The sequence below is a fragment of the Lysinibacillus sp. C5.1 genome, from assembly GCF_016350185.1.
Lineage (GTDB): Bacteria > Bacillota > Bacilli > Bacillales_A > Planococcaceae > Lysinibacillus > Lysinibacillus sphaericus.
Genome location: NZ_CP066226.1, coordinates 3,851,061 through 3,870,807, shown reverse-complemented (window position 1 = coordinate 3,870,807; position 19,747 = coordinate 3,851,061). Strand labels below are relative to the sequence as shown.

The window sequence follows — 19,747 nt, the reverse complement described above, 5'->3', positions numbered from 1 at the left end:
TTTTTCGTAGGTAAAATGAGCTTTTTGTTTATTTTACATATTGATATTCGAGCGCAGCGTTTAACATAACTTTTGCTGCGACAAGCATACCTTTTTCATCAATATCAAATTTTGGATGATGATGTGGTGCATATTCAGTTGGAGCCGCTCCTGTGAAGAAAAATGTCCCTGGCTTTTCCTCTAAGTAGTAAGCGAAATCTTCACCGCCCATTGTAGCTGGTATTTCAACAACATCGCAAATATCTTGCGCGATATCTCGAACAAAATATGTTTCTTTTTCATGATTGACAATTGCTGGATAGCCTCGACGGTAATCAAGTTCTATCGTGCAATCTTGAGCAATTTCAGTGCCATGTACAACCCGTTTAAATTCACGTTCCATCGTTTCACGTACCTCTTTGTCAAAAGTACGGATTGTTCCATTTAAATAGGCTGTATCTGCAATAATGTTATCAGCATTCGAAGCAACGAATGAGCCAACTGTAAGAACTGCTGACTCAGTTGGCGCTACACGGCGTGCCACAAGTTGTTGCAAGTTCATAACAAGTTGGGAGCCAATCACAATAGCGTCTTTTGTTTGATGAGGGTGTGCGCCATGGCCACCTTTACCTTGAATTTTCAGTTCAAAACTATCAACTGCCGCCATTAATGGACCAACCCGGTAGCCAATCATACCTGTTGGATGATTGGATGATAGGTGTGTTCCAAATATAGCATCAACCCCGTTCAGTGCACCTGCTTGTACCATACCGATAGCACCACCTGGATCGGCTTCTTCAGCATGTTGATGAATCAGCACATATTCTCCTGCTAAGTCATCGCGCATTTCCCATAAAAGTTTTCCTATGATTAATAATGTAGCGGTATGCCCATCATGACCACAAGCATGCATAACACCAGCTACTGTCGATTTGTAAGGGACGTCCTTTTCATCTTGGATAGGAAGTGCATCAAAATCTGCACGTAAGGCAATTCTTTTACCAGGTTTGTTCCCTTTAATGCGCGCGATAAGTCCGTAGCCGCTAACATTTGGTTCAACAGGGACACCAAGCTTTTGATAATATTGAATAATATAATTGGCTGTTTCTTGTTCTTGGAAGCTTAGCTCTGGATGCATATGTAGATGGCGGCGAATCGCCACCATTTCTTCAAAATGAGCATCAATTTTTTCAAGTAATTGTTGATTCATAAATAAGTGCTCCTTTTAAAAATTAAGCCTCTTCTTCTTCTTGAGGGGCAACGCTATATGTTGAAACATAGGAAGCGGCAGAAAAAATATTTTGTTGTCGCACGCCAGTCGGCTCTTCACGTTGGGCATGAGCTGTTTTATAGGCTTGTGAGCTTTTCCATGCTTCAAATGAGTGTGGTCCATTCCATTGTGTCATGACAATATACGTGTCACCATTCAATGGACGTAGTAGTCGGAACGCCACAAAACCAGGCTCGTCCTCAATTGCCCGTGCGCGATTTAAAAAACGATGTTCAAATACAGGACGACCTTCATCAGTAACGGGAATATTGTTGAAGACAAAGAAGCCGCGTTCTTCTAATTCGTTTACAGAATCCAATACTTCGAATTTACGTGGGGTTGCAAAAACAGATTTTCCTTCCGTTTCATGTATAAGCACAGAATTTCCTTCTCCATGCAATAAAATCATATGCTCATCAGGGTACTTATTTTTCACCTGTTCCATAAATTCTCCTGTGCCAGAAGTTAAATAAATATACATTATTTTGCCCTCCTTATGAATAGCTAAAATTGCGTGATTAACTCCATTTAAGTGCAAGTCGAACGCTTTGTCAAAAAAGAAGGCGCGTAGAAAGAACAATTTTATGACATTTCATGAGGAAAACTATACAATAGCAGAGGAAGCGTTTACTATTGAAAACGGATATCAATAATAATGGAATAAACAAGTGATTTTTTAAGATTTGAATTTCATCGAGGGGAAGGAAATAATCAATGACAACACTTTTTAATGATACACTTCTACGTGCTGCACGAGGAGAAAGGACTGAACATACACCAGTCTGGTATATGCGACAGGCAGGTCGTTCTCAGCCAGAATATCGTGCAATTAAAGAAAAATATTCATTAGAGGAAATTACACATCAACCTGAGCTTTGTGCGTATGTAACACGTTTACCGGTAGAAAACTACAATGTGGACGCTGCAATTTTATATAAAGATATCGTAACGCCACTACCAGGTATCGGGATAGATGTAAAAATTAAAGCGGGTGTAGGCCCAGTTATTTCTAATCCAATTCGCTCAGTAGCAGATGTAGAAAAATTAGGTGAGTTCAATGCAAAGGAACATACACCTTTCGTATTAGAGACAATAAAATTACTAACAGAAGAACAGCTTAATGTACCATTAATTGGATTTGCAGGAGCGCCATTTACATTAGCGAGCTATATGATTGAAGGTGGACCTTCTAAAAACTATAATAAAACAAAATCATTTATGGTTTCAGAACCACAAGCATGGTTTGCGTTAATGGATAAATTAGCAGATATGATTATTGCGGACGTTTCTGCACAAGTAGAAGCAGGTGCTAAAGCGATTCAAGTATTTGACTCATGGGTAGGTGCTTTAAGTGTTGAAGATTATCATGTCTTTATTAAACCAGTTATGACACGTATTTTCGGCGAGTTAAAAAAAGAAAATGTACCACTTATTCAATTCGGTGTAGGTGCAAGCCATTTAGTAAAAGAGTGGAATGATTTACCAATCGACGTAGTAGGCTTAGATTGGCGCTTACCGATTAAAGAAGCGCGTGCAAAAGGTATAACAAAACCAGTACAAGGAAACTTAGATCCTTCATTATTACTTGCTGATTGGTCAGTAATTGAAAAACGTACAAAAGATATTATCGATCAAGGCTTAGAGGTGCCAGGTCATATCTTTAATTTAGGCCATGGAGTATTCCCAGAGGTTGATCCAGCCGTATTAAAACGTTTAACAACACTTATTCATGAATATAGTGCCCAACAAATTCAAGCACGTTCATAAATATCAATAGTGAAAAAGAGCACATTTTAAATCACACAATTACACTTTATTATGGTGTAGTTGGTGCTAGCGTATAGAAATCAGACAAAAAATATAGTTTAACTATTATTTAGAGGTGAAAAGGACTATGAAAAAAGTTAAAGGTTTATTAGTGATGGCATATGGTACACCCTATAAAGAAGAAGATATTGAACCGTACTACACACATATTCGTCATGGACGTAAACCGTCTGACGAGCATTTAGAAGATTTACGCAGTCGCTATGAGGCAATTGGTGGTTTATCACCACTGGCTGCTGCAACAGAAGCACAGGCTGAAGCTTTGTGTGCACGTTTAAATGAAGTGCAAGATGAAGTAGAATACAAGTTATTTATTGGTTTAAAGCATATTCATCCGTTTATTGAGGATGCAGTGGAGGAAATGGTCGCTGCGGGCATTAAAGAAGCCGTATCAATCGTCTTAGCACCACATTTTTCAACATTCTCTATTAAATCATACAATGGCCGCGCAGCGGAAACAGCAGGTGACCGCCTAACAATTACGTCTGTTGAGTCTTGGTATGATGAGCCTAAGTTTATTGAATATTGGAAGGGGAAAGTGAACGAAACATTTGATGCTATGTCTGCTGAAGAACGCGAGAAGGCTTGCTTAATCGTATCAGCGCATTCACTTCCAGTAAAAATTAAAGAACTAGGCGATCCTTACGAAGACCAATTAATTGAAACAGCTCGCCTAATTCAAGAAGCGACGGGTGTGAAAAATGTAGAAGTCGGCTGGCAATCAGCAGGACAAACACCAGAGCCATGGTTTGGTCCAGATGTGCAAGATTTAACACGTGATCTTTATGAGCAAAAGGGGTACCGTTCATTTGTTTACACACCAGTAGGATTTGTAACAGAACATTTAGAGGTACTTTATGATAACGATTATGAATGTAAAGTGGTTTGCGATGAGTTAGGTGCTAACTATTATCGTCCTGCAATGCCAAATACACATCCATTATTTATTGATGCGATGGTAGATGCCATTCATAAAAAATTAAGCTAAGCGAAAAGAAAGTGATGATGTTGGTGACTCAAAAAAGACGAAAGGTAGTTGTTGTTGGCGGTGGTATTACAGGCCTTACAGCTGCGTTCTATATGCAAAAACAAGCGCGTACAAAAGAATTGCCGGTAGATATCGTACTTGTCGAGTCGTCATTACGTCTTGGCGGAAAAATCCAAACGCTTAGAAAAGACGGCTTTATTATCGAGCGTGGACCAGAATCCTTTTTCGATCGTGAAAATCATGTACAAGCACTGGCAAAAGAGCTTAGTATTGAACATGAGATGATTACCGGAGATTCAGGACCGACTTATGTAGCTGTAGGAAGTAAATTGTACCCTATTCCGAGCAGTCTGATGTCAGGAGCAACGCCACATATCTCGTCATTCATTACATCTGGTTTGTTTTCACTTAGTGGGAAAATTCGTGCAGCGGGAGATTTTATTCTCCCGCGTTCTGCACGGGATGACGACCAGCCATTAGGGGAGTTTTTTCGAAGAAGATTTGGCGCAGAGGTTGTAGAAAACCTAGTGGAACCTTTACTTGCAGGAACATTTGCAGGGGATATTGAACAGCTAAGTATGCGCTCTATTTTTCCACAGCTTTACGAATTGGAGCAAAAATATCGTAGTTTACTTTTCGGGATGAAGAAATCAGGGACAAATTTTCTAAGTTACAATCAGATAACGAAGGATAAGGGAATTTTTCAAACCTTTGAAAATGGGCTTGAGACACTTATCGAAAAGTTAGAAGAATCTCTACTTCCAGGGACAGTCATGAAAGGTGCGAAAGTAGAACAAATTGATCATGGTAAAGATGGTGCTGTGCAAGTCGTACTAAATAATTTTTCACATATAACAGCAGATGCAATTATTATCGCAACGCCATTTAATGTGGCACAAAAAATGTTTAGTAAGCATCAGCTCTTGACTGAGTTAAATACGATGAAAGCCGCAACTATTGCTACAGTGACGATGGCATTTAAAAAAGAGCAACTTGGAGACTTAGATGCACTTTCGTTTTTTGTCTCTAGAAATAGTGATTTTTCAATAACATCTTGTACGTGGATTAATCGAAAATGGCCGAATACTACCCCTGAAGGCTATGTATTATTACGTAGTTATATTGGTCGTGTCGGTGATGAAACAATAGTTGCCTTATCTGATTCAGAGATTGAAAAGACAGTATTACAAGACTTAAAGAATACAATAGGGCTAGACGGTGAACCCGTGACAACCGTTGTCTCTCGTTGGAAAAACGCTATGCCACAATATACTGTTGGACATGAAGCGAAAATTGCTCGTGTAAAGGAAGAACTTTATCAACACTTTCCAACAGTAAAACTTGCAGGTAGCTCTTTTGAGGGGATTTCAATTCCAGAGTGTGTAGAGCAAGGCTGTAAAGTGGCAAATGAAGTTTTAAGTGATATGTTTAAACAGTAAAAGAGTAGTGCAAATTTACATTTGTACTACTTTTTTTGATAGGATTTTTTTAAGTATTTGTTTAAGTAATGATAGTAGCAATCATTGAAAGCACTTTTTTGTTCTTCACAGTGTTGGATTACTTAAATGTTGAAATAAAGAAAGGGCGCTTTAAAATTAGCATGGCAATTTTAAGGCGCCAAATAATTAGTGTTTATTGAAAAGAAACTGCAATGTTAATCAGGATGGGAGCACAATGGATTAGTAGATTTCCATCTTTCTTAAAAGTAATAGGAGTTGTTGAACATAGAATAGACTATGTCTAGCGATTAAGAAATTCTGTGGCATGACCAAACAATACCACCGGAGTTAGCGCCCCCTAAGGTCAATGCAATGCTTAAGCCATTTGCATCATAAAATAAATCAATCAAATCGCCTGCATTCAAATTGACTTCTCCTGCTAATGTTACAGTACCATTACCGAGAACTGCTCTAATAGTTAATAGGGTAACAGCTAAATTTAATACTGGGAATAAACCGTTTATTAAATTAGTTGTAGTATTTCTACGAATTGTAAATGAGGGGTTAACACCTGCACCAATGCCAAGACTGATGGCAGCTACTGTTGAGTAGTTGATAGTTGCTTCAAAGCAATATCTTCCAGTTGTTGGGACTGTGAATATACCAGTTGTTGGGTTAAATGCTGGTGTTGTGAAATAAGGTGAAGCTACACTCCAGTTAGTTAAAGTAGTAGAGTTACTAACCGCTAGAGTATTTAAAAATGCAGAGAAGCCTTCTGTAAAAGCTGGCCCAGTAGGTCCTGTTGGCCCTGTTGCACCAGTAGGTCCCATCGGTCCGATAGCACCTGTCGCGCCGGTTGCACCAGTAGGTCCTGTTGGTCCAATAGCGCCGGTAGCGCCAGTGATACCCGTCGCACCAGTAGGACCGGTAGCTCCACGGTCTCCTTCTTCACCAGTAGGTCCCGTCGGTCCACGAGCCCCAGTGATGCCCGTCGCGCCCGTAGGTCCTGTTGGTCCGATAGCGCCAGTGATGCCAGTGGCCCCAGTATGTCCGGTAGCGCCAGTGATGCCCGTCGCACCAGTAGGTCCGATTGGCCCAATATCGCCTGTAGCGCCAGTGATGCCCGTTGCGCCCGTAGGTCCGATTGGCCCGATGTCGCCTGTAGCACCAGTGATGCCCGTCACGCCCGTAGGTCCGATTGGCCCGATGTCGCCTGTAGCACCAGTGATGCCCGTCACGCCCGTAGGTCCGATTGGCCCAATATCGCCTGTAGCGCCCGTGATGCCCGTAGCGCCCGTAGGTCCGGTCGGCCCGATATCGCCTGTAGTGCCCGTGATGCCCGTCGCACCCGTAGGTCCGGTCGGCCCAATATCGCCTGTAGCACCAGTGATGCCCGTCGCACCAGTAGATCCGGTCGGCCCAATATCGCCCGTCGCGCCCGTGATGCCCGTCGCACCAGTAGATCCGGTCGGCCCAATATCGCCAGTCGCGCCAGTGATGCCCATCGCGCCCGTAGGTCCGATTGGCCCAATATCGCCAGTCGCGCCCGTGATGCCCGTCGCACCAGTAGGTCCGATTGGCCCAATATCGCCTGTAGCGCCCGTGATGCCCGTCGCGCCCGTAGGTCCTGTTGGTCCGATAGCGCCCGTGATGCCAGTGGCCCCAGTAGGTCCGGTAGCGCCCGTGATGCCCGTCGCACCAGTAGGTCCGATTGGCCCAATATCGCCAGTCGCGCCCGTGATGCCCGTCGCACCAGTAGATCCGGTCGGCCCAATATCGCCAGTCGCGCCAGTGATGCCCGTCGCACCAGTAGATCCGGTCGGCCCAATATCGCCAGTCGCGCCCGTGATGCCCATCGCGCCCGTAGGTCCGATTGGCCCAATATCGCCTGTAGCGCCCGTGATGCCCGTCGCACCCGTAGGTCCGATTGGCCCAATATCGCCAGTCGCGCCCGTAGGTCCTGTTGGTCCGATAGCGCCCGTGATGCCCGTCGCACCCGTAGGTCCGATTGGCCCAATATCGCCTGTAGCGCCCGTGATGCCCGTCGCACCCGTAGGTCCGATTGGCCCAATATCGCCTGTAGCGCCAGTGATGCCCGTCGCGCCCGTAGGTCCGGTCGGCCCGATATCGCCTGTAGCGCCCGTGATGCCCATCGCGCCCGTCGCGCCAGTTGGCCCAATATCGCCCGTAGCACCAGTGATGCCCGTAGCGCCAGTAGCCCCAGTAGCGCCAGTAGCCCCAGTAGCGCCCGTAGGTCCGGTTGGTCCAGTCGTCCCTGTTGTACCAGTAGGTTTAACAGGCCAAATAGAACAGTTTTGCTCTGGTCTATTAATGCAACGGCATGGATAACTATTACATCTCTTGCAAATGTTATTTAAAATAAAATCGTGGAAATTCATTTATTCACCTCCTCTCTCAAATATCCTATTCATAAAAATGATAGAGGAAGTGGACGGTTAACTACTTTGCTTATTCATATAAGCATTATAAATTGTGTACTAGCTAATCACTATGATCTTATAGGGGAAGCACCTTAGGAGAGAAAGAAGACTTTCTTATAAGAATTGCATTTCCTGATTTTCATAAAGTTTAATAGTAATCTAAGCGTTGTCATTCATCTTTTTTAACAATTGCTCAAAGTAAGTTTTGTTGTGTAAGATTTTTTCATCGTTCGGTAAGTAGCCTCGTGCCAATTCATTATGGGTATTGGCTAATTCGTATTGTTGTAAACGGTCATAGAGGACGCAAAGTTGTATATGAGGTAACCACGTGGTAAAAGTTGTATTTAGAAATGGAGCGTTTGGTTTTGTTTTTATTGTCAATGCTTGTTCATACCAAAAGATTGCCTCCTGATTTTTCCCTTGCTCCATAAAATGATGGCCAAGCCTACAGCATGCCTCTGGACGTGGGATGTCATATTCAAAGCTTCTTAAAATAGAACTTACATTATTTTCTTTATCATTTAAAGTCGAGTAACAATCTGCTAGTTTAAAACAGGATTGAATATTATCTTCTACCCAACCACGTTTTGATGTTAAAAAAAGTTCATAGTAAAAGATTGCATCCTCAATTTCATTATGATCTAGTAATTCATTGGCATAATAAAATGTGTCACGTGGAGTTAATGCTTCACCTGATTGAAGGAGTTTTCTATAAATGGTAATATTCCGCTGGTGGTCATGATGAAGTGGTAAGTGGCTAATAGCGACATCACTTTCGTAAAGATGTCCACTAACCTCTAAATATTCATGAACTGCACCAATCCATTGAAATTGCTTATCTCTTTTAACTAATCGATATCTTCTTAAAAGAGAGTTCACTTTTCCTTCAGCATCAAAGCTTAAATAATAATTCATCGAGACAGCATCAATTTCAGGGGCTAAAGATTCCTTTAAGGCTTTAAATTTCTCCTGATCTTCCGCCAATAACACATCATCAGCGTCTAACCAAAGAATATAGTCCTGTGTAGCTTGTTGGAATGAAAAATTTCGCGCTTGGGCAAAATGATGCACCCACTCAAATTCAAAAATACGATCAGTAAACTGTTTTACAATTTTCTTTGTATTGTCGCTGGAGCCAGTATCAACTATATTTATTTCATCCACTAAATCTTTTACTGATTCAAGACATCTGGCAATAACATCTTCTTCATTTTTCACAATCATACATAAACTAATGGTTACCATAATGTGATTCCTCCTTACGATAATCTTTGTAGTATATGTGTTAATAGGCATTTTTGCGATGCTTAAGTCTTTTGCTATTGATAGTAAAGACGCGCTGTTATCGGCTGGGAATGTGTCATAAATTTACCTTTCAAGTTTCACGCAGATTTCACAAATGTGAAGTATAGTTAGAGGGCAGAGGTGATGATTTTGAAAAAATGGGCATTCTTCATTTTTTCTTTTATACAAATTATTTGGTTAGCAGGGTGTACAGAGAAATCTTTTGAGCCAATTGAACGTAATCAGCATTTTATAGCGTCTCTCAATATTCAAGAACCATCGCTTGATTTTATTGATGATCAGGGTGGAGTTTTTGCATCTTGGACATTTGACAAAGCGTATACAGGCGCAATACTCCTCGATAAGGACCAAATTTTACTATATGGTCATCAATTAGATGAAATAGATGTTTTTGCACTTTCAACAGGTAAAAAGCTCTATTCAAAAAAAGTAGATATTGGCACGACCAATGTGTATTATGCGCCGAAGTTCAAACAATTTTTTGTTACGAATAGTAAGATGAATACAGTGACAAGCTTTGATGTGGAAGGAAATGAACTTGCTTCACAGCGGCTTGGCAATTATCCGATGTCGATGGCAACGTATAAAGATAAGCTTTATGTGGTGAACTATAAAGACACGAAACTATCAGTGTTATCCATTAAAGATTTAACGATAGAACAACAGTGGCCAATAGAAAAATCGTCACATGGTATTGTCATTATTGAAGAGACAAATGAGTTATGGATTGGTGGACACGGTGAAGGAAGCAAACCGAATAGTTCGGTGAAACGTTATGATCTTACAACAGGTGCTGTTCATGGTGAAATAGAAATGCCTTTAATGCCAGTAGGTTTAACAAAGACGAAAGATAATGTGTTAGTGGTCAGCCATGGTCATAATGAATTATATGTCGTTGATTTTAATGGTACAGTGAAATGGCATAAAGAGGTAGGGGCCAACCCATTTGTTGTAAATCAGTTTAAGAATAATATTGTTGTAGCTGGCTATGACGACCACACATTATATTTTATAAAAGACGGTCAGGTACAAAAAACAGTTGATGTTGGTAAAGGTGCATTTCAACTGTTAGTAAGGGAGGAAGAAAAGTGACAACAGTATTAATTGTTGATGATGAGCAAGATATGCGTAATTTAATCGAGATGATGCTCAATAATTCCAAGTTCGAGACCTTTACAGCTGCAAATGGAACGGAGGCGTACGATATTATTGTGCGGGAAAAAATCGACTTAGTTCTATTAGATGTAATGATGCCACATGAAGATGGTTTTACAGTTTGTCAAAGTATTCGTGCGATGTCGAATGTTCCTGTAATTTTCTTAACGGCACGAGATGCGAATGAGGATAAAGTAAAGGGGCTGACACTCGGTGGAGATGATTATATCGTAAAGCCGTTTACAAATGATGAACTAGTGGCACGAATGCATGCTGTATTAAGAAGAAGCGGTTCCAATATAACCGATTTGCAGCAAAAAATTGTTGTCTTTGGGTCCATTAAATTAGATGAGATTTCTCGGAAAGTTTCAGTTGAAGGGAAAGTAATCCCGTTAACTTTAAAGGAATTTGAATTATTACATTTATTTATGAAAAATCCAGGCAATGCCTATTCACGTGAACAATTGTTAGAGCGTATTTGGGATATAGATTATTTAGGGGGAACAAGAACGGTTGATACCCATATAAAAACATTACGCTTGAAGCTTGGAAAGGAAGCGGCAGGGTATATTCAAACCGTTTGGGGAGTAGGCTACCGCTTTGACCCTGGCGAATGAAAAAGATTTCCACACGTATTTGGCTACTAATATTTGCATTTTTGATTATTACAGTTGTTTTTATGTACGTACTGACTGATTTTTTATATGAACAGCTTTATGTGGAAGATACAGAAAGCATGATGATCGAGGTCGGTACAAAGTTACAAACAATGTATACGAGTGGCAAAGTGACAGATGAATTTATTGCTGATATTGAACATTATAATAATTATTCTAATTTAAATATTTTTGCTGTTAGAAATCCACGTGAGCTTAGTGCATGTGTTCCGTTTGATATTGATTATGAAACATTGATAGGTGCAGAAGAACGAGAACAATTGCTAGAAGGTAATTATGTGCAAAAGATTGGCTATGAGCCTCGGTTCGATCGACAACTTATTTCAGTTGTACTGCCTTTAGTAGATCAAAACAGGTTAGAGGGCATTATTTATATTTACTTCCCATTAGCAAAAATCAGTGAGTTAGCAAGTCAAGAAGTCATTTTCTTATTTTTGAGCGCATTTGTCTTTTTGATTGTGATGAGCTTCTTTGTATATAAAGGTATTCAACGTATTATGCGTCCATTAAATAACTTACAAATAGCGGTGGAGCAAATGTCGTATGGTCATTATGAAACACGAGTGCCGGTTAAATCTAGTGATGAAATAGGTAAACTATCCAGCACTTTTAACGGTATGGCGGAGGCTATACAACGTGAAGATGAAGTACAAAAAACATTTTTAGCAACTGTTTCTCATGAATTACGAACACCTATTAGCTATGTAAAAGGGTATAGTGAAGCAATGCAAAATGGTATTATTGCAGAAGAGCAAAAACAAGAGACTATTCAGTTGATCGTGCGAGAAGCAAATCGTATGGAACGTTTAACAAATGAGCTTCTTCAACTTGCTCGGATGGAAAACGAACAGAAGGATATTGCCCTTTATCCGATTCCACTTGCAGAAACATTACGAGAAGTACGAAAAATTTTAATGCATCAAGCTCAAAAAAAGAATATTACGTTGCATCTTAATGTAGATGATGAACTAATTGTCAAAGCGGATGAAGTGAAGCTTAAGCAAATATTTATTAACATTATCGAAAATGCTATTAATTACTCTTATGAACAGTCAAAAGTGGACATTGTGGCAGTTGAAAATAATGGAAATGCACTTATTACGATAAAGGATGATGGCATTGGTATACCGCTGGAAGATTTATCGCATGTGACAGAGCGTTTCTATCGTGTTAATAAAGCGCGTAGTCGTGCAGATGGTGGCAGTGGCTTAGGTCTATCTATAGTGGAACAATTATTAAAGCAGTTACATGGTAAAATTGAAATTGAAAGTGAATTAGATAAAGGTACAAAAGTAAAGATTACGATGCCGTTAATGGAGGAATAGAACATGAAGAAATGGATTTTGACATTGTTAGCTGTACCCGCATTATTAGTTGGGTGTGGGGAAAAGAAAGAACCAGCTACAACTTCCACATTAGAGGAGCCTCAAATGTTGGAAGTAGAAATTTTAACGTCAAAAGAAGTAGCAATAAATGCTCCGATAGAGCTAGCTGCTCACGTTACCCAAGGTAAAGAAAATATTGATGATGCAATCGTAGAATTCGAAGTGTGGGAATCAGGTAAACGCGATGAAGGTCAAATGTTAGAAGGTAAATTAGAGAAAGATGGCGTCTATAAAGCTCAGACAACATTCGATCATGACGGCGTATATTATATGTTTGCTCATACTACAGCTAATGGCATTCATAATATGCCGAAACAGCAAATTACTGCTGGTACACCTGATATGACAAAAGTAATTCAAGAAGATGAAAAAGCCAATATGAGCATGCCAAATCAGGATACAGATTCATCAGAGGACACAGAGCAACAAGAAAATGAAAAAAATCATCATTAAAAGCTTGCATTATTTTTAAAATAGGAATATTATAATGACCAGATGACCGAAATGGTTTTCTGGTCATTATTTAATTTCAGTGTACAAAAGGTGTACATAACTTAACAGGAAAGGATGTCACAAATGGATCGTAGGCAGGAAATTATTGAAGCAGCTGCAAAATCATTTACGTTGTTTGGCTACAAGGCAACGACGATGGAACAAGTGGCGAAAATTGCGAATGTCGGTAAAGGAACGATTTATACATTCTTTGCAAATAAAGAAATTTTATTTCAAGAGATTGCGATGTCACTTGTACGTGAGATGAAGGCGGAAGCGGATGCAGTGTTGGATGTATCAGCAAGCTTTATGGATAATGCGCATCATGCTTTGATGAAAATGCTACAGTTCCGTGAGAAGCATCTTTTATTTGCGAAGTTAATAGAAGAAGAAAAAGAATTACGTACGCCAGCGGTCAAACAAGTTCTAATTCGCATTGAGTCTGAAATATTATCTTATATGGCAACATTAATTCAACGACGAATTGATAAAGGTGAAATTCGAGATTGTGATGCGGAGTTAGTAAGCTACCTGTTATTAAAAGCGTATTTAGCGTTCGTAGTAGATTGGCATGAGCTACATGGCGACATGATTCCAGAAGAGAAGATACTAAATCTTTTTAAGGAGACAATCTTTCGAGGGCTCGTTCTTTAAGAAAAAATCTACAAATTTTACACATGATGAAGTTTGCGATTTTTTTGCAGTAAAATGACCAAATGACGTTTTCGGTCAATTAGTATAGGAGTGAGAAAAAATATGATTAAAGCTGAATGGCTGAAAATCCTTAAAACAAGAAAAATGCTTGTTTCAATAATCGCTGTTCTATTTATTCCGGTCATGTATGCAGGCATGTTTTTATGGGCGTTTTGGGATCCATATGCAGGCATGTCTAATTTACCGGTAGCGATTGTTAATGATGATAAGGGTGCAGAAATGGATGGAGTGAAGTTAGACTTAGGAGATACCTTAGTCGATAAACTCGTCGATAGTAAGCAATTTGACTTTATAGAAGTGTCAAAAGAAGAGGCGGAAAAAGGATTAAATGGTCGAGACTATTACATGATTTTAGAAATCCCAACAAATTTCTCAGAGCATGCTACGACTTTACTTGATGACAAACCTTCTAAATTAGTCATGAATTATATTCCGAATGAAGGCTTGAACTTCTTAGGAGCACAAATTGGCGAAACAGCAATGGATCGCATTCGTGCGGAAGTAAATACGCAAGTTTCTGCTACATATGCAGAGAAATTATTTGATTCTATTGCCACATTAGGAGATGGCTTTACAGAAGCAGCTGATGGTTCTGTTAAGTTAGACGAAGGCGCTAAAAAAGTAGCAAATGGAGCGAAAGATTTAAAAGGATATTTAGAACAGTTAGCTTCTAGCACAATTGAACTTTCTGATGGTACAGATAAAATTACCAAAGGTGCAGCGCAAGCAGCTAATGGTGCTAACGACTTATCAACTGGTCTTGTGAAATTAGAAAATGGTACAGTGCAGTTACAGCAAGGTGCACAGCAGGCAGCTGCAGGTGCAACAAGTCTTCAACAAGGTCTATCTCAATACACACAAGGTGTAGCGAAAGTAGAAGCAGGCCTTACAACAATAACTGAAAAACAACAGCAAATTATTGCTGGTGCAACATCTGTTGCTGAAAATGCTGGTAAGCTAAACAGTTCAGCAAATCAGTTATCTAATGGTTCTGCACAAGTAGAAGCGGGTATTGCGGCTCTAACAGCACAGTTAAAAAGTACAATTGATGCAATGCCAGCAGAGCAAGCCGCTGCTTTAAAGCAAACGTTAGCTGAGCTACAAGCTGGTAGTACCAATGTGCACAATGGTTTAAATGCATTAGCAGCAGGTACTGAAAAATTACAAGCTGGTGCTAACCAAGTTAGCGGTGGTGCATCACAAATTGCTGCAGGTCAAAAAGATGTTTTAGCTGGTGCAAATGCATTAGCAGCAAAAAGCAATGAACTAGTTCAAGGTGCACAAAGCCTTCAAGCTGGTAACGCCACTCTTGCTAGTAAACTAGGTGAATTACATGCAGGTGTAAACACAGCTGTTGCTGGTTCACAAACATTAGCTTCAGGATTAAATGACTTAGCGAGTGGTACAACAACATTGAATAAAGGTACTTCAACACTTGCTTCAAAATCTGGCGAGTTAGCAGAAGGCTCTGCAACACTTGCTGATGGGTCAACTGAACTTGCCGATGGTACAGCGACACTATCTAGCAAATTAGGGGAAGCTAGTGAAAAAGCAAACGAAGTACATGCAAATAATGACACATATGATATGGTCGGTAGTCCGGTTGAAGTAGAAAAAGAATCAATCAACCATGTTCCAAACTATGGTACAGGTTTCGCACCTTACTTTATTTCACTTGGATTATTTGTTGGAGCACTGCTAATTTCAATCGTATTCCCACTTGTAGAACCTGCAATTCGTCCGAAAAATGGCGCATCATGGTTTACAAGTAAAGTGACAGTCCTTGCATTCGTAGGTTTAGTGCAAACATTATTAACAGTAGCCATTGTAAAATGGGGCTTAGGTCTTGAAGTACAAAATTTAGGTTACTTTGTACTAACGGCGTTACTAACAAGTTATGTGTTCCTAGCTTTAATTCAAATGTTAGTTTCTATTTTCGGTGATCCAGGTCGTTTCATTGCCATTGTTGTACTGATTTTACAACTTACAACAAGCGCGGGTACATTCCCACTTGAACTGATTCCGTCACCATTGCAAGTATTCAATAAATTATTGCCAATGACATATACTGTTCAAGCATTTAAAGCAAGCATCTCAACAGGCGATATGACGTATTTATGGCAAAACTATGGTATGTTATTTGGCTACCTAATTGTGTTCTTAGTCATTACTTTTGGTTATTTCATGTTATTACACACAAAACGTTACTCAAAAGTAGCGGAAGATTAAAAACACTTTGCACCCATCATTTACTTGGTGGGTGTTTTTTAGTGCCTGTTTTTTAGTGCCAGTCACTCAAACAATTTCATTTTAAATGTAAAACAGCAGCTGATATGAGCGTATCAGCTGCTGTTTTGTGTAAGTGTAAGAGATTTAATTAATGGTTCATCATAAATGTATGATGAGTGGTGTCATTATTAGTTCGTGTGGGGCACGAAATGACGTTACAGCATAGGCAAATGCTTATAGGCAGTTACATTTTTCACAAGTGTTGCTGTAGCATTCGCTTTGTTCTTCGATCTTTTCACCGCATTCTGTGCATTGTTTTGCAGGTAAGTTCTTGAAAAATTCAACTACGTTTTCTAACATTGTGGACTCCTCCTTTAAGTTCATCTGTACTATTACTGTTTTATTATTTTCTAGTGTATTATAACAGATGCGTTTCGTCAACACAAAATGCCTAATTTACGTTAAAATAAAATATGGATATTTTGTGAAGGAGGAAACGACTATGATTTTCGTTGATAATAAAGGGATTCATGATCCACGCATTAACCTTGCCATTGAGGAGTATTTACTAAAGACAATGGATGTAGAGAAGGAACCGGTGCTGTTATTTTACATAAATCAGCCATCTATTATTATTGGTAAGAACCAAAATACGATTGAAGAGATTAATACAGATTATGTTGAAGATAATGGTATCATTGTTGTGCGCCGCCTTTCTGGTGGGGGTGCGGTGTATCATGACCTTGGAAACTTGAACTTTAGCTTTATTACGAAGGACGATGGCGATAGCTTTATGAATTATAAAAAATTCACACAGCCAGTTGTCGATGCGCTTGCAAAAATGGGCGTAAATGCGGAGTTATCGGGTCGTAATGATATTTTAGCTGAAGGGCGTAAAGTATCTGGTAACGCGCAGTTTTCTACTAAAGGTCGCATGTTTAGTCATGGGACATTACTGTTTGATACAGAAATAGATGCAGTTGTATCTGCATTGAAAGTAAAGAAAGATAAAATTGAATCAAAGGGTATTAAATCCATTCGTTCACGTGTAGCAAATATTTCTGAGTTTTTAAAGGATAAAATGACCGTTGAAGCATTCCGCTTAGAAATTTTAAAATCTATTTTCGGTGGAGAAGAAAACATTCGCTATCATGAGCTTTCAGAAGAAGACTGGGCAAATATTCATCAATTATCTGCTGAACGCTATCAAACTTGGGAATGGAACTACGGGAAATCCCCTCGCTTTAATATTCAAAAAACACATCGTTTCCCTTCAGGCGGGATTGACATTCGCTTAGAAGTGAATCATGGTGTGATTGAAGAAGCACATATATTTGGTGATTTCTTCGGTGTAGGCGATATTGCAGATGTTGAGCAACGCTTAGTTGGTACAAACTATGATCGTGCTGCGATTGCGATGTCATTAGCGGATATCAATATCCCAACATACTTTGGCGGCATTTCTACAGAAGAGTTTTTACAATTAATTTATTAACAGTAGACAAAAAATAGTTGGCTAATGCCTTTTCCTAAAAAAGATATTTTAGCCTAACTTGGCGTATAATGTAGGCGGCTATGCTGTGGAAAAATTAAAGTCTAAACATGATGGAACCGTTGAACTTGAAGTTACCAATATATTCACAATAAATAGGGCACGCGCAATTAGGGCGCGTAGCCTTTTTTTGGTACAATATATGATAGAAAGGAGTGTCATTATGGAGAAGCATCGAATATTTATTGTCGAGGATGATGTGAAAATTGCATCATTGCTTGCAGAAACACTGAGAAAATATCAATACGAAGTGGAAACGATTCAAGAATTTGAACACTTAATAGAAGAATTTACAGCCTTTAATCCACATATGGTATTGCTTGATATAAATTTACCTGCGTATGACGGCTATTACTGGTGTCGTCAGCTACGTCAACATACAACATGTCCTATCATTTTCATTTCAGCGCGCTCTGGCGAAATGGATCAAATTTTTGCGCTTGAAAATGGGGGTGACGATTTTATTACTAAGCCATTTAATTACGAAATCGTTCTCGCTAAAATCCGTAGTCACTTGCGTCGTACATATGGAGAATATGCCGCTAGACAAGAAGAACGGACGATTAAACAAGGACAGCTTGTACTGCATTTAGAGCGTATGGAGCTGCACAAAAATGATTTAGAAATTCCATTACAGAAAAAAGAATGTATTATTTTAGAATTGTTAATGGGCCATGCACCCAAAGTAGTAACACGTGAGCAACTGCTAGAGGAGCTATGGGACGATCAAGCATTTGTCGATGAAAATACGTTAAATGTGAACATGACACGTGTTCGCAAGAAGCTAGCCGATTATCATATTGCCTCAACAATTGAGACGGTTCGTGGAGCAGGCTATCGTTTTATATTAAGTGCGGGTGAGTTGTAATGGGCTGGAAATTATTTTTACGTGATTATGCAACATTTTTTATTTTTCAACTGATTTTAGTCGGTTTTATTATGGTGTTGTACTGGCTCGATGGCTTTCGTAACGTCGATACGGCTATTTATTCTGTAAGTATTAGCTTAGTATTACTATGCTCTTTTTTACTTATTCGTTATTTAATGCGCCAAAGTTATTTGGGTAAAATATTACATCTTCCAAAATCAATGGAAGATGTGTTACAAAAAAATGCCAAGACACCAGAAGCGGTGCAAGTAGAAAAATATATGCATGAACTGTACCGACTGTATCAGCATGAGCTTCATTCCTTGTATGCTAGCCAAAAGCGCCACGATCAATTTATGAATCAATGGGTACATCAAATGAAAACGCCTATTTCTGTCATTGAGATGCTATTGCAGGATGAACGCCCTCTTGATAAAAAGAATGTGCAAGAAGAAATAGATCGTTTACGTAGAGGATTGGATATGGTGCTTGTTAACGCGCGTCTAGAAAACTTTGAAGAGGATATGCAAGTCGAACAAATTCCGTTAAAAACAATTGTTACTGCAACTGTTAATGAAAATAAACGTTTATTTATTACGAATCGTGTTTTTCCAGAAATCCATATTGAGGACGATATTATCGTAGCAAGTGATTCAAAGTGGCTTCGATTTATCATCGGGCAATTTGTAACAAACGCAGTTAAATATACATTTGAAGAGAATAAAAAGATCGTGATGTCTGCTATTAAACAAGATGATCATATTCAGTTAGCGATTTGTGATGAAGGAATTGGTATTCCCGCTTCTGACCTTTCACGTGTGACCAAAGCCTTTTTTACGGGTGAAAATGGGCGTAAAACTGGAGAATCCACAGGTATGGGCTTGTATTTAGCAAAGGAAATCTGCGGAAAACTAGGGCATCAATTGGACATTACATCAGAAGTAGGCAAAGGGACGATTGTCACCGTGACATTTACAAATTAGGGGGAGCAGAAATGGGAGAAGTACGGATTGAAGACTGGGTATTAAATATTGAATTAGATAAAACGAAGGAGTTGTACGCGTCACACACAGAACTATGTGATTGTTTGTTTTGTGAAAATTTCCGTCAGGCAAGCTTATTCCTACAAGATGAAGTTGTGCATTTTTGTGATGCACTTGGGCTAAACTTACATAAACCAAGTCTCCTAAATGCTTTCCCAGTTGAAGGCGAGCAAGTGATGTATAGTGGGCACTATGCAGTTTATGGTGAAATAATTGAAGGTGAGTTAGATGCATGGGATGTCATAGTTGGAGAGCATTGCTTTAGTCTAGTGCAAGAAGAAGCGAAGAATGCTTCAGCCGAAATAGAACCACACTTTCAAATTGGCTTTGAGGTGGTATTCAATTGGCTTTTACCAAAATCTATGGAATTAATCGAGAAATAA

General features: G+C 39.5%; 18 protein-coding genes. 13 read left to right on the top strand and 5 right to left on the bottom strand.

The window, feature by feature from the left end; genetic code table 11:
- Positions 1-28: 28 nt before the first annotated feature.
- Positions 29-1,189, bottom strand: a complete 1,161-nt coding sequence (locus tag I5435_RS18910; protein ID WP_337982775.1) for an amidohydrolase — start codon at positions 1,187-1,189, stop codon at positions 29-31.
- Between the two features lie 22 nt (positions 1,190-1,211).
- Complete coding sequence (locus I5435_RS18905) at positions 1,212-1,730, bottom strand: antibiotic biosynthesis monooxygenase family protein (RefSeq protein ID WP_108031271.1); 519 nt, start codon at positions 1,728-1,730, stop codon at positions 1,212-1,214.
- Positions 1,731-1,963: 233 nt separating this feature from the next.
- Between I5435_RS18905 and hemE the strand changes: the two genes are divergently transcribed.
- From hemE to hemY, 3 genes are all read left to right on the top strand, one after another.
- Positions 1,964-3,016 carry a uroporphyrinogen decarboxylase gene (gene hemE, locus I5435_RS18900; RefSeq protein ID WP_337982774.1) on the top strand — a complete coding sequence of 351 codons (1,053 nt, stop codon included), beginning with the start codon at positions 1,964-1,966 and terminating at the stop codon, positions 3,014-3,016.
- 127 nt (positions 3,017-3,143) lie between these two features.
- Complete coding sequence (hemH, locus tag I5435_RS18895; protein ID WP_024362284.1) at positions 3,144-4,064, top strand: ferrochelatase; 921 nt, start codon at positions 3,144-3,146, stop codon at positions 4,062-4,064.
- 14 nt (positions 4,065-4,078) lie between these two features.
- Positions 4,079-5,503 carry a protoporphyrinogen oxidase gene (gene hemY, locus I5435_RS18890; protein WP_258843138.1) on the top strand — a complete coding sequence of 475 codons (1,425 nt, stop codon included), beginning with the start codon at positions 4,079-4,081 and terminating at the stop codon, positions 5,501-5,503.
- Between the two features lie 308 nt (positions 5,504-5,811).
- On the opposite strand, the gene I5435_RS18885 is transcribed toward hemY, so the two are convergent.
- Entirely contained in the window at positions 5,812-7,902 is a 2,091-nt protein-coding gene (locus I5435_RS18885; protein WP_337982773.1) for a collagen-like domain-containing protein, read from the bottom strand.
- Between the two features lie 201 nt (positions 7,903-8,103).
- A complete protein-coding gene (locus I5435_RS18880) occupies positions 8,104-9,189 on the bottom strand; it encodes a glycosyltransferase (protein WP_024363865.1) in 1,086 nt (361 codons plus the stop codon).
- Positions 9,190-9,372: 183 nt separating this feature from the next.
- Here I5435_RS18880 and I5435_RS18875 point away from each other — a divergent pair, with 183 nt between their 5' ends.
- The 6 genes from I5435_RS18875 to I5435_RS18850 all read left to right on the top strand — a co-directional run bounded on the left by I5435_RS18875 (position 9,373) and on the right by I5435_RS18850 (position 15,901).
- Complete coding sequence (locus I5435_RS18875; protein ID WP_337982772.1) at positions 9,373-10,341, top strand: YncE family protein; 969 nt, start codon at positions 9,373-9,375, stop codon at positions 10,339-10,341.
- Positions 10,338-11,021 carry a response regulator transcription factor gene (locus tag I5435_RS18870; RefSeq protein ID WP_024363867.1) on the top strand — a complete coding sequence of 228 codons (684 nt, stop codon included), beginning with the start codon at positions 10,338-10,340 and terminating at the stop codon, positions 11,019-11,021. The genes I5435_RS18875 and I5435_RS18870 overlap by 4 nt, the downstream gene beginning before the upstream one ends.
- Positions 11,018-12,406 carry a sensor histidine kinase gene (locus I5435_RS18865; RefSeq protein WP_024363868.1) on the top strand — a complete coding sequence of 463 codons (1,389 nt, stop codon included), beginning with the start codon at positions 11,018-11,020 and terminating at the stop codon, positions 12,404-12,406. Before I5435_RS18870 ends, I5435_RS18865 begins: the two co-directional genes overlap by 4 nt.
- 3 nt (positions 12,407-12,409) lie before the next feature.
- Positions 12,410-12,919 carry a FixH family protein gene (locus I5435_RS18860; protein WP_337982771.1) on the top strand — a complete coding sequence of 170 codons (510 nt, stop codon included), beginning with the start codon at positions 12,410-12,412 and terminating at the stop codon, positions 12,917-12,919.
- A gap of 123 nt (positions 12,920-13,042) precedes the next feature.
- Positions 13,043-13,612 (top strand): TetR/AcrR family transcriptional regulator, encoded by a 570-nt coding sequence (locus I5435_RS18855; protein ID WP_024363870.1) that lies wholly within the window; start codon positions 13,043-13,045, stop codon positions 13,610-13,612.
- 102 nt (positions 13,613-13,714) lie between these two features.
- Positions 13,715-15,901 (top strand): YhgE/Pip domain-containing protein, encoded by a 2,187-nt coding sequence (locus I5435_RS18850; RefSeq protein WP_025220502.1) that lies wholly within the window; start codon positions 13,715-13,717, stop codon positions 15,899-15,901.
- 234 nt (positions 15,902-16,135) lie between these two features.
- On the opposite strand, the gene yhfH is transcribed toward I5435_RS18850, so the two are convergent.
- A complete protein-coding gene (gene yhfH, locus I5435_RS18845) occupies positions 16,136-16,261 on the bottom strand; it encodes a protein YhfH (protein WP_069514604.1) in 126 nt (41 codons plus the stop codon).
- A gap of 142 nt (positions 16,262-16,403) precedes the next feature.
- Between yhfH and I5435_RS18840 the strand changes: the two genes are divergently transcribed.
- The 4 genes from I5435_RS18840 (at position 16,404) to I5435_RS18825 (ending at position 19,747) form a co-directional block, all read left to right on the top strand.
- Positions 16,404-17,396 (top strand): lipoate--protein ligase, encoded by a 993-nt coding sequence (locus I5435_RS18840; RefSeq protein ID WP_024363872.1) that lies wholly within the window; start codon positions 16,404-16,406, stop codon positions 17,394-17,396.
- A gap of 220 nt (positions 17,397-17,616) precedes the next feature.
- Positions 17,617-18,321 (top strand): response regulator transcription factor, encoded by a 705-nt coding sequence (locus I5435_RS18835; protein ID WP_024363873.1) that lies wholly within the window; start codon positions 17,617-17,619, stop codon positions 18,319-18,321.
- Positions 18,321-19,304 (top strand): sensor histidine kinase, encoded by a 984-nt coding sequence (locus I5435_RS18830; protein ID WP_024363874.1) that lies wholly within the window; start codon positions 18,321-18,323, stop codon positions 19,302-19,304. The genes I5435_RS18835 and I5435_RS18830 overlap by 1 nt, the downstream gene beginning before the upstream one ends.
- 11 nt (positions 19,305-19,315) lie before the next feature.
- Positions 19,316-19,747, top strand: a complete 432-nt coding sequence (locus tag I5435_RS18825) for a hypothetical protein (protein WP_108031050.1) — start codon at positions 19,316-19,318, stop codon at positions 19,745-19,747.